Genomic DNA, 11,051 nt, shown 5'->3' with positions numbered 1-11,051 from the left:
AGATAGCTGTGTAGAAACACCCTCGCAGAATCGGTGCTACCGCCTGTTATAGGTAGACTGGCGGAGAACCAGCGCACAGTCATTGGACTACCCGCGCGCAACCCCAAGGAGAGCTTTCCGACCGTGGCTGCCCAGAAGAAGGCCCGCAACTCGTACGACGCTGGGGATATCCAAGTTCTTGAAGGGTTGGAGGCAGTCCGCAAACGACCCAGCATGTATATCGGGTCCACCGGCGAGCGTGGCCTGCACCATCTTGTCTGGGAGGTGGTCGACAACGCGGTGGACGAGGCGATGGCCGGTTACGCCACCAAAGTCGACGTGGTCATCCTCGAGGACGGCGGCGTGCAGGTCACCGACGATGGTCGTGGTATCCCGGTGGCGATGCATTCCACCGGCATCCCCGCCGTCGACGTCGTGATGACCCAGTTGCACGCCGGCGGCAAGTTCGGCGGCGACGACGGCGCCTACGCGGTGTCGGGCGGTTTGCACGGGGTGGGCGTATCGGTGGTCAACGCGTTGTCCACCCGGCTCGAAGTGGAAATTGCGGTCGACGGCTACGAATGGTCGCAGTACTACGACCGCTCGGTACCCGGCACCCTCAAGCAGGGCGAGAAGACCAAGAAGACCGGCACCACGGTCCGATTCTGGGCCGACCCGGACATCTTCGAGACCACCGAGTACGACTTCGAGACGGTGGCCCGGCGGCTCCAGGAGATGGCCTTCCTCAACAAGGGATTGACGATCGATTTGGTCGACAAGCGGGTTGCCGCCGAAGAAGTGGTCGACGAGGTCGTCAGCGACACCGCCGAGGCGCCGAAGTCCGCGCAGGAGAAGGCGGCGGAATCGTCTGCGCCGCAAAAGGTCAAGCACCGGACGTTCCACTACCCTGGCGGGCTGGTCGATTTCGTCAAGCACATCAACCGCACCAAGAACCCGATCCACAGCAGCATCGTCGACTTCTCCGACAAGGGTCCCGGTCACGAGGTCGAGATCGCGATGCAGTGGAACGCCGGCTATTCCGAGTCGGTGCATACGTTCGCCAACACCATCAACACCCACGAGGGCGGTACCCACGAGGAAGGTTTCCGCGCCGCGTTGACGTCGGTGGTGAACAAGTACGCCAAAGATAAAAAGCTGCTCAAAGACAAAGATCCCAACCTCACCGGCGACGACATCCGCGAGGGTCTGGCCGCGGTGATCTCGGTCAAGGTCAGCGAACCGCAGTTCGAGGGCCAGACCAAGACCAAACTTGGCAACACCGAAGTCAAGTCATTTGTGCAAAAGGCCTGCAACGACAAGCTCTCGCACTGGTTCGAAGCCAACCCCAGCGACGCCAAGACCGTGGTGAACAAGGCGGTGTCATCGGCGCAAGCCCGAATCGCGGCGCGCAAAGCCCGAGAGTTGGTGCGGCGCAAGAGCGCCACCGACCTGGGCGGGCTACCGGGCAAGCTAGCCGACTGCCGCTCCACCGATCCGCGCAAGTCGGAACTGTATGTGGTGGAAGGCGATTCGGCCGGCGGCTCGGCAAAGAGCGGCCGCGACTCGATGTTCCAGGCGATCCTCCCGTTGCGCGGTAAGATCATCAACGTCGAGAAGGCCCGTATCGACCGGGTGCTGAAAAACACCGAAGTGCAGGCGATCATCACCGCGCTGGGCACCGGCATCCATGACGAGTTCGACATCACCAGGCTGCGCTACCACAAGATCGTGCTGATGGCCGACGCCGACGTGGACGGCCAGCACATCTCGACGCTGCTGTTGACCTTGCTGTTCCGGTTCATGCGCCCGCTGATCGAGAACGGGCACGTGTTTTTGGCGCAGCCGCCGCTGTACAAACTGAAGTGGCAGCGCAGCGAACCCGAGTTCGCGTACTCCGACCGCGAGCGCGACGGCCTGCTGGCGGCGGGTAAGAAAACCGGCAAGAAGATCAACGTCGACGACGGCATCCAGCGCTACAAGGGTCTGGGCGAGATGGACGCCAAGGAACTGTGGGAAACCACGATGGACCCCTCGATTCGGGTGCTGCGTCAGATCACCCTCGACGACGCCGCTGCGGCCGACGAACTGTTCTCGATTCTGATGGGCGAGGACGTCGAGGCCCGCCGAAGCTTTATCACCCGTAACGCCAAAGACGTGCGCTTCTTGGACGTCTGACGGCGCAAGCATCTCCCCTATCCGAATCTCAAACGAGGACTAGATGACAGACACCACGCTGCCGCCCGGCGGTGACGCCGCCGACCGGGTCGAGCCAGTCGATATCCAGCAGGAGATGCAGCGCAGCTACATCGATTACGCGATGAGCGTCATCGTGGGCCGCGCGCTGCCGGAGGTGCGCGACGGCCTCAAGCCGGTGCACCGCCGGGTGCTTTATGCGATGTTCGACTCCGGGTTCCGCCCGGATCGCAGCCACGCCAAGTCCGCCCGCTCGGTGGCCGAGACCATGGGCAACTACCACCCGCACGGAGACGCCTCGATCTACGACACCCTGGTGCGGATGGCCCAACCGTGGTCGCTGCGCTATCCCCTAGTCGACGGTCAGGGCAACTTCGGCTCGCCGGGCAACGACCCGGCGGCCGCGATGAGATATTGCTTGACTGGTGATGCCCTGGTGCGGTTGCCGTTTGGGCAATCGGTGCGAATCGGTGATGTCGTCCCGAGCGCACTGTCCAATTCGGACAACGCGGTCGAGTTGAAGGTCCTGGATCGGCACGGGAACCCGGTCCTGGTCGATCGTCTGTTTCACTCGGGCGATCATCAGACCTACACCGTGCGCACCGCCGAGGGCTATCAAGTCACCGGTACCGCAAACCACCCTTTGCTGTGCCTGGTCGATGTCGGTGGCGTGCCCACGTTGTTGTGGAAGCTGATCGAGGAAATCCGTCCGGATGACCACGTCGCGCTGCAGCGGACGCCGCCGGTAGAAGTCGGTCCGGCCGACTGGCGGCCGACGATGGAAGCCCTAGTGCTGGGGGCGTTCATCAGCGAAGGGTTTGTCTCAGACAAACGCGCGGGCTTTAATAACGTCGATCGCGACTATTTCGCTGCGGTAGTCGCGGCTTATGACGCGGTGGTGGGCGGACAGCGGTATACCTACAGCCGCCAAATTGCCTCCGGTTCGACGTTGCACGAGGTGGATATTCAGAATCTGACCGCGCTGAAGCGCAGTCGACTCGGTGAGCTCGTGGGCCAGCGGTCCGCAGACAAGGCGGTGCCGGAGTGGCTCTGGCAGGCGCCGGCGGCGGTCAAGCGGGCGTTTCTGCAGGCACTGTTCGAGGGCGATGGCTCATGCTCCCTCCTGCCGCGTAACGCGATTCAAATTTCGTACTCGACGCGCAGTGAGCGCTTGGCCGTCGACGTGCAGCAGATGCTGCTGGAGTTCGGCGTCGCCTCCAAGCGGTATCGGCATGCGGTGGGCGAGCACAAGGTAGTCATCACCAATCGCGCCCAGGCCGAAATATTCGCAGCCCAAGTCAGTTTCGGTGGCGCCAAGCAAGCCAAGCTGACTGGGATCCTTGCCGACATGCCGCCGTGTGCCGGCATGGATAGCGACCACGTTCCGGGACTCGCGGCCTTCATTCGGAAGCATGCCGGTGGCTCATGGGCGGATCGCGAATGGCTTAATCGCCACAACGTCGACCGCATCCAACGCTGGCGGCACCGCGGCGCGGAGATCCTCGCGCACATCGCCGACCCCGATGTCCGTGCCATCGCCGCTGAGCTGACGGACGGCCGGTTCTACTACGCACGGGTGGCGGCCGTGACCGATGCAGGTGTGCAACCGGTGTACAGCTTGCGCGTCGAAACCGAAGATCACGCGTTCATCGCCAATGGGTTTGTCAGCCACAACACCGAGGCGCGGCTGACTCCGCTGGCGATGGAGATGCTGCGCGAAATCGACGAAGAGACAGTCGATTTCATCCCGAACTATGACGGCCGGGTGCAGGAACCGACGGTGCTGCCGAGCCGGTTCCCCAACCTGTTGGCCAACGGGTCGGGCGGCATCGCGGTAGGCATGGCCACCAACATCCCGCCGCACAACCTGCGCGAGCTCTCGGAAGCCGTGTTCTGGTGCCTGGAAAACGTCGACGCTGACGAAGAGGCGACCTTGGCTGCCGTCATGGAGCGCGTCAAAGGGCCCGACTTCCCCACTTCCGGGCTGATCGTCGGGAATCAGGGCATCTCGGACGCATACAAGACGGGCCGCGGCTCGATCAGGATGCGCGGAGTTGTTGAGGTGGAGGAAGATTCGCGCGGCCGCACCTCTCTGGTGATCACCGAGTTGCCGTATCAGGTCAACCACGACAACTTCATCACCTCGATTGCCGAGCAGGTCCGCGACGGCAAGCTGGCCGGGATCGCCAATATCGAAGACCAGAGCAGCGACCGGGTCGGGCTGCGCATCGTCATCGAACTCAAACGCGACGCGGTGGCCAAGGTAGTGCTGAACAACCTCTACAAGCACACCCAGCTGCAGACCAGTTTCGGCGCCAACATGCTGTCGATCGTCGACGGCGTGCCCCGCACGCTGCGGCTGGACCAGATGATTCGGTATTACGTCGAACACCAACTCGACGTCATCGTCCGGCGCACCACCTACCGGCTGCGCAAGGCCAACGAACGGGCGCACATCCTGCGCGGCCTGGTCAAGGCGCTCGATGCGCTCGACGAGGTGATCGCGTTGATCCGGGCATCGGAGACGGTCGATATCGCGCGGGCCGGCCTGATCGAGCTGCTCGACATCGACGAGATCCAGGCGCAGGCGATCCTGGACATGCAATTGCGGCGGCTGGCGGCGTTGGAGCGCCAGCGCATCATCGACGACCTCGCCAGGATCGAAGCCGAGATCGCCGACCTGGAAGACATTTTGGCCAAGCCGGAGCGCCAGCGCCGGATCGTGCACGACGAGCTCGCCGAGATCGTCGAGAAGCACGGCGACGACCGCCGCACCCGCATCATCGCCGCCGACGGCGATGTCAGCGACGAGGACCTGATCACGCGCGAAGACGTCGTCGTCACCATCACCGAAACCGGCTACGCCAAGCGCACCAAAACCGACTTGTACCGCAGCCAGAAGCGCGGCGGGAAAGGGGTACAGGGCGCCGGGCTGAAGCAGGACGACATCGTGCGGCACTTCTTCGTCTGCTCGACCCACGACTGGATCCTGTTTTTCACCACCCAGGGCCGGGTCTACCGGGCCAAGGCCTACGACCTGCCGGAAGCCTCGCGGACGGCGCGCGGCCAGCACGTCGCAAACCTGCTGGCGTTCCAGCCCGAGGAGCGGATCGCCCAGGTGATCCAGATCCGCAGCTACGAGGACGCCCCGTACCTGGTGCTGGCCACCCGCAACGGGCTGGTCAAAAAGACCAAGCTGACCGACTTCGACTCGAATCGGTCGGGCGGGATCGTGGCCGTCAACCTGCGCGATGGCGACGAACTGGTCGGGGCGGTGCTGTGCTCGGCCGAGGACGACCTGCTGCTGGTCTCGGCCAACGGCCAGTCGATCCGGTTCTCTGCGACGGACGATGCGCTGCGGCCAATGGGCCGCGCGACCTCGGGTGTCCAGGGCATGCGGTTCAACACCGACGACTATCTGCTGTCGCTGAACGTGGTCCGGGAAGGCACATTCTTGCTGGTGGCGACTTCTGGCGGCTATGCAAAGCGGACGGCGATAGAGGAGTACACCGCGCAGGGCCGCGGCGGGAAAGGCATCTTGACGATCCAGTACGACACCCGTCGTGGGAAGCTGGTAGGGGCGCTGATCGTCGACGACGACAGCGAGGTGTACGCGATCACCTCCGGCGGTGGGGTGATCCGGACGAAGGCCCGACAGGTCCGGAAGGCCGGTCGGCAGACTAAAGGTGTTCGGTTGATGAACCTGGGCGAGGGCGACACACTGTTAGCCATCGCGCGCAATGCCGAAGAAGCTGAGGAAGCCGACGACGATCCGGGTGCCGCACCCGACGCGTGAGCGATCGCCGACCGCCCCGGCGGCCGGCTGCATAGTAAGGAGCCGTGGGGTGACTTCACCGAACGAGCCGGGATATCCCGGACCGGGCGACGGCCCGAACGGGAATGGCTCGGCCGACCGGGGAGGCGCACAGCGGCCGCCGCATGCTCGATCCTCGCAGGGACAACGGCGCCCGCCGGCGGATGCGCCGAAACCGCGGCCCGTCGGCCGGCCCTCCAGCGCCCCCAATGCCGATGCGCGGTTGAGCCGCTTCATCTCGGGTACCGCCGCGCCGGGTGGCGCCAAGACGCCGCCGCCCGACCTCGACGCGCCAGCCGAGCCGGTGCGCGGCGAAACCCGGCACGACGAGGCCTATGCCAGCGAACTACCCGACCTGTCCGGTCCGGTCTCCCGGGCCAGTCAGCGCAAACCGGCCGCCGACCCGGCACCGGACACGTCGACGACTCCGGTGCGAACCGAACGGCGCATCCAGGTGACCAGGCGAGCCCAAGGCCCGGTGCGTGCCAGCATGCAGATCCGGCGGATCGATCCGTGGAGCACGCTGAAGGTGTCGTTGGTGCTCTCGGTGGCGTTGTTCTTCGTCTGGATGATCGCCGTGGCGTTCCTCTATCTGGTGCTCGGCGGCATGGGCGTCTGGAGCAAGCTCAACAGCAATGTTGGCGATCTGCTGAATAACACCAGCGGCAGCACTGCCGACCTGGTCTCCAGCGGCACGATCTTCGGGGGCGCTGTGCTGATCGGCTTGGTCAACATCGTGTTGCTCAGCGCGATGGCCACCATCGGCGCGTTTATCTACAACCTGACGACCGACCTGATCGGCGGCGTCGAGGTGACGCTGGCCGACCGGGATTAGTGGTTTGGGTGCGGACGCTGCGGTGGGGTAATCTCGTCGCTCGGCCGTATGCGCGTACGGGCCTATAGCTCAGGCGGTTAGAGCGCTTCGCTGATAACGAAGAGGTCGGAGGTTCGAGTCCTCCTAGGCCCACAACCATGTGTTTGCCAAGACGTTTCGTGAGACTGGTGTTGCCGGTGGCAGCGATCGCCGTGCTGGCGGTGGTGATCCGGTCCCGACACGGCGTCGAGGTCTGGCACGTGGCCGCCGACCAGACCGATGGTCGGAGTCCGGGGCCTTAGCTCAGTTGGTAGAGCGCTGCCTTTGCAAGGCAGAAGTCAGGGGTTCGAATCCCCTAGGCTCCACAGTTGTGATGAGTCGAGTCATGGGTTACACATGAGTCGCGTCATCGGTTACAGATTCCCCGGCCATCGGCCGGGGTTTTTCTGTTGGTTGCGCCAGTAGTTTTTGGCGGGGTCGATGTGGTGGCTGCTGAGGATGTGGTGGCCGGTTTTGCTGATGACGGTGACGGTGTGGGCGGCCACGAGGATGAGCACGGGGGTGTGGGCGTGGGCGGCGCCGATGCCGAGGTGGTGGAGTCGGCTGCCGTGGCGCAGGGTGAGTTTGCCGAATTTGTCGACGGTGTCGTGGCGGATGCGGAAGTGTGCGCTGGGTTGGCCGTGGGGGTGGGCTTTGGGTCTGGCTTGGTAGGCATGTTCGGGGGTGGTTCGGCCGGGGTGGGCGCGGTGGGCTCGCTGGGTGTTGTAGATGGCGCCGAAGGTGTCGAGCAGGCTTTGGAGTTCGGCCAGGGTGCTCGGTCGTGGTCGGGCGGCGAGCCAGCGTTTGAGGGTTTGGTGGAAGCGCTCGATTTTGCCTTGGGTTTGTGGGTGGTTGGGGTGACCGTTTTTCTGGGTGATGCCCAGGGTGGCCAGCAGGCGTTCGAAGTCGTTGTGGCCGTGGGTGAATCGTGAGGTGTAGACCGCCGCGTTGTCGGTCAGGGTTGAGGCGGGCAGGCCGTAGGTGGTGGCGGTGGCGGTGAAGCTGGCCACGACGTCGGGGCCGGTGACGCGTGGGTAGGCGGTGCAGGCCAACAGGTATCGGGAGTGGTCGTCGAGCCAGTTGAGGATTTCAACTTCGGTGCCGTCGGCCAGGGTCCAGTGGGTGAAGTCTGATTGCCAGCATTCGTTAGGTTGGTCGGCGGCGAAGCGGTGGTAGGAGCTTTTCGGGCGTTTGCGTGGTTGGGGTGTGATCAGGCCGTGGTGGTGCAGGATGCGGCGGATGGTGGCTGTCGAGGGGACGCGCAGGCCTTGGTGAGCAAGGTGGGTTTGCAGGGTGAGCGCGCCGGCGTCGAGGCCTTCGGTGGTGAGCTTTTCGCGGAGCAGCACCACGGCGGCGATGACGTCATCGGGTACGGCGCGGGGGTTGCTGGCGGGGCGTCGGGAGCGTGGCTCGACAGCGTCGAGGCCGCCGAGTTGGTAGCGCTTGAGGAGTCGGTAGATGTGTTGCCGCGAGAGCCCGTAGGCCCGGGCTGCGGCCGTCACGGTGAGGTGACCAGTGGTGACTTCGAGAACGACCACACGCGGTTTGGACATGAGCCATGACTGTCACCTATGACGCGACTCATCGGAGCCCTTCGCAGGTGTAACCGATGACGCGACTCATCTGTCACCTATGTCGTGAACTCACACACCCTAGGCTCCACAGTGGATACATGCAGCTCATGCGCTATTTATCGGTTCGCCTGTTGGTGCAGCTGGCTGCGCGTACGGTGAGCTAGTGGGAGGGCACGCCGCGGGGGTGTTATCGCCTTGTCGAGGGGCTGGGCCGCGCCGGCATAGTGCCCAAGCGCCGGACGAATTTGCCAAGAATCCTCCAAGACGTCCGGCGCAACCTGCACCATGTCCTGGCCACGCCGATCATCACAAATCCAGCAGGCTGAATCGAGGCCACGATGACTGACGAACCGCAGGGACCCGGATGGTGGCAAGCGTCGGATCGTAAGTGGTATCCGCCGCAGAAGCGCCCGGAACCGGCAGCGCTGCCGCCCACCCAACCTGCGGGATTGCCGAATCCCGTTGCGCTGGGGGCGATCTCACCGGATGCGATCTCGTCGACCGCCTACGGTCCCGAACAGATCCTGATCGAACTGCTCCCGCGTGCCGGGATGGCGGCGTTTGTGTTGTTGCTTCCGATCACCGCTGTCATGCTGCTGATCCTGGTGTTCGTGGCCGCGTCGTACCGACAGGTCGTCACGATCTACGCCCGAGCAGGCGGCGCATACCTGGTTGCGCGGGACAATTTCGGGCCGCGGGTGGCACAGGTCGCCAGGGCGGCGCTGTTGATCGACAACGTGACCACCGTGGCCGTGCAGTGCGCGGCCGGGACGGTGGCGGTTGCGTCGGCGATGCCTGTGCTGGGTCCCTACAGCCTGGAAGTCGCCGTCGGTGTGGTGCTCGTCATGTGCTTGGCCAAGCTGCTCGGATTGCGACGGCCGGGCCGGATATCTGCATTCATCACTTATTCTTTCGTCGCCATGATCACGCTGATGATCGTGACCGGCCTGGTTCGTGAAATCTTCGGAGGTTTACCCAGATACGATCCGGCGCACATGGTGGGTGCGGTGCCGGTCCATCAGGGCAGTGGCCTGGTGATGGGTGCGACGATCCTGATAGTCCTGCGGGCGTTCGCCAACGGTGGTTCGTCGTTAACCGGAATCGAAGCTATTCCCGACACGGTCAACGTCTTTCGTGAGCCGCAGGGCCTTAACGCCCGTCGGGTTCTCACCGCGACCGCCTGCATCATGGGGTTTTTCATGATTGGCGTGGCCTGGCTTGCGCACGTCACGCACGCCACCCCTTTTTTCGCTGAATATCCTTCGATGCTGTCCCAGATTGCCAGGGCCGTTTTCGGCAACGGGTTGGTCGGAAACATTCTGTACTTTTTGGTCCAGGCCGCGACCGCGGCGATTTTGTTCACCGGCGCTAATACGAGTTTCAACGGTTTTCCTGCGTTGGCTGGTTTCGTTGCCAAGGGCGACCGGCAAAAGGTTGCCATCGGCACCATCGTGCTGGCCTTGCTGTCGGCCACGCTGTTGTTGCTGACCGGGGGGTCGGTGAACGCGCTGGTGCCGCTCTATGCGATCAGTGTGTTCGTCGTCTTTTCGATGGCCGGTTACAGCATGACCAAACACCACCTCACAAGTCGGGAACGCGGCTGGCGCCGTCACCTGGCGATCAGCCTGACGGCGGGGATCCTGTCATCGATAGTGGCGGCGATCTTCGCGGTGACCAATTTCACCCAAGGCGCCTGGCTGATCGTCTTTGCGTTCCTCATCCTGGTGCCCGTGTTGATACTGCTGCAGCGGTCACCGACAGATAGCCGCTGACAACCTCAAGAACGTGTCAGGGGCACGTCGCATCGAACTCAAAGGGCACCGGAGCCGCACCCTTCAGGGTCTGTTGCTGCGCGTTCGTGTAGGGCGCGATGTTGCCGGTGAAGGCTCCACCCGGCCGCGGCTAGAGGCGGGGCTCCACGTCGACGCTCGACGGCCGCGGCGACGGCTCCCGGCGCATCGAGCGGCGGGCGATCGAGAACGCCGCGGCGCCACCGGCGATGACCGCGACGGCCACTCCCGCAATCACCCACGCGCGCTTGCCACGCCGTTGGGATCGGCGGGCCTGCTGAAGCGCTTGCGGCAGTCCGCTAACCACCTCCTGCGCGGCGGCCAGTTCTTGCGCAAAGGTCTCCTGCGCGGTTTGCAAGTCCCGGGCCAGACGGCCCTCCCGGTAACGGCGATGCAGATTCGACGCGCCGGCTTGCGCGGAGTGAGCACCCAGCCCGACGATGCCGCGGGTTACGTCGACCGGCCCGACCGCCGTGTATGTCAGACCGCGGGATAGCCGCTGCCGCGGGGTCAGCCGGGGGTGGTTCTTAGCGCTCATTTCTCGCCCTTCCCGGCCGCGTCCGCGAGACCGTGCTCCGATACTTCCAGACTGTAACTACCGGCAGCCCGGTGAGCGTGTGCGGGTAAGGGTGATGGCAGACTGTGATGCCGTGACTACCAGCCCGATTCAGACTGCCACTGCCACACTGCACACCAACCGCGGCGACATCAAGATCGCGCTGTTCGGAAACCACGCTCCCAAGACCGTCGCCAACTTCGTCGGCCTGGCCCAAGGCACCAAGGAGTATTCGACCGAGAACGCCTCCGGCGGTAGCTCCGGCCCGTTCTACGACGGCGCGGTCTTCCAC

At 64.2% G+C, this 11,051-nt stretch carries 7 protein-coding genes, 2 tRNA genes and 1 pseudogene; 8 read left to right on the top strand and 2 right to left on the bottom strand.

The window, feature by feature from the left end:
• The first annotated feature begins 123 nt into the window (after nucleotides 1-123).
• The 6 genes from gyrB to WAN71_RS24585 all read left to right on the top strand — a co-directional run bounded on the left by gyrB (nucleotide 124) and on the right by WAN71_RS24585 (nucleotide 7,165).
• Nucleotides 124-2,154 carry a DNA topoisomerase (ATP-hydrolyzing) subunit B gene (gene gyrB, locus WAN71_RS24610; RefSeq protein ID WP_422227830.1) on the top strand — a complete coding sequence of 677 codons (2,031 nt, stop codon included), beginning with the start codon at nucleotides 124-126 and terminating at the stop codon, nucleotides 2,152-2,154.
• 43 nt (nucleotides 2,155-2,197) lie between these two features.
• A complete protein-coding gene (gyrA, locus tag WAN71_RS24605) occupies nucleotides 2,198-5,968 on the top strand; it encodes an intein-containing DNA gyrase subunit A (protein WP_422227829.1) in 3,771 nt (1,256 codons plus the stop codon).
• A gap of 49 nt (nucleotides 5,969-6,017) precedes the next feature.
• Nucleotides 6,018-6,821 carry a DUF3566 domain-containing protein gene (locus WAN71_RS24600; protein ID WP_422227828.1) on the top strand — a complete coding sequence of 268 codons (804 nt, stop codon included), beginning with the start codon at nucleotides 6,018-6,020 and terminating at the stop codon, nucleotides 6,819-6,821.
• A gap of 58 nt (nucleotides 6,822-6,879) precedes the next feature.
• Nucleotides 6,880-6,953 (top strand) — tRNA-Ile (locus tag WAN71_RS24595).
• A gap of 26 nt (nucleotides 6,954-6,979) precedes the next feature.
• Nucleotides 6,980-7,102, top strand: coding sequence for a hypothetical protein (locus WAN71_RS24590; protein WP_422227827.1), 123 nt, complete (start codon nucleotides 6,980-6,982; stop codon nucleotides 7,100-7,102).
• Nucleotides 7,093-7,165: transfer RNA gene (locus WAN71_RS24585), tRNA-Ala, on the top strand. Before WAN71_RS24590 ends, WAN71_RS24585 begins: the two co-directional genes overlap by 10 nt.
• 48 nt (nucleotides 7,166-7,213) lie before the next feature.
• Here the strand turns inward: WAN71_RS24585 and WAN71_RS24580 are convergent.
• Nucleotides 7,214-8,392 (bottom strand): IS481 family transposase, encoded by a 1,179-nt coding sequence (locus tag WAN71_RS24580; RefSeq protein WP_422227826.1) that lies wholly within the window; start codon nucleotides 8,390-8,392, stop codon nucleotides 7,214-7,216.
• A gap of 470 nt (nucleotides 8,393-8,862) precedes the next feature.
• Here WAN71_RS24580 and WAN71_RS24575 point away from each other — a divergent pair.
• Nucleotides 8,863-10,164: pseudogene (locus WAN71_RS24575) on the top strand (APC family permease); the annotation flags it as partial.
• A 151-nt stretch (nucleotides 10,165-10,315) separates the two neighbouring features.
• Here the strand turns inward: WAN71_RS24575 and cwsA are convergent.
• Complete coding sequence (cwsA, locus tag WAN71_RS24570) at nucleotides 10,316-10,741, bottom strand: cell wall synthesis protein CwsA (RefSeq protein ID WP_422227825.1); 426 nt, start codon at nucleotides 10,739-10,741, stop codon at nucleotides 10,316-10,318.
• 94 nt (nucleotides 10,742-10,835) lie between these two features.
• On the opposite strand from cwsA, the gene WAN71_RS24565 reads away from it, so the two are divergent.
• Nucleotides 10,836-11,051, top strand: a 216-nt coding sequence (locus tag WAN71_RS24565; protein ID WP_422227824.1) for a peptidylprolyl isomerase, incomplete at its 3' end; no start/stop codon positions are given.

The sequence above is a fragment of the Mycobacterium sp. genome, assembly GCF_049280035.1.
Classification (GTDB): Bacteria; Actinomycetota; Actinomycetes; order Mycobacteriales; family Mycobacteriaceae; genus Mycobacterium.
The sequence above is the reverse complement of the archived record's forward strand: the minus strand, read 5'-3'. Positions and strand labels throughout refer to the sequence as shown.

Coding starts and splice junctions, on each gene's coding strand:
- WAN71_RS24580 (WP_422227826.1), bottom strand. CDS start 8,392: ATGTCCAAACCGCGTGTGGTCGTTCTCGAAGTCACCACTGGTCACCTC.
- gyrA (WP_422227829.1), top strand. CDS start 2,198: ATGACAGACACCACGCTGCCGCCCGGCGGTGACGCCGCCGACCGGGTC.
- cwsA (WP_422227825.1), bottom strand. CDS start 10,741: ATGAGCGCTAAGAACCACCCCCGGCTGACCCCGCGGCAGCGGCTATCC.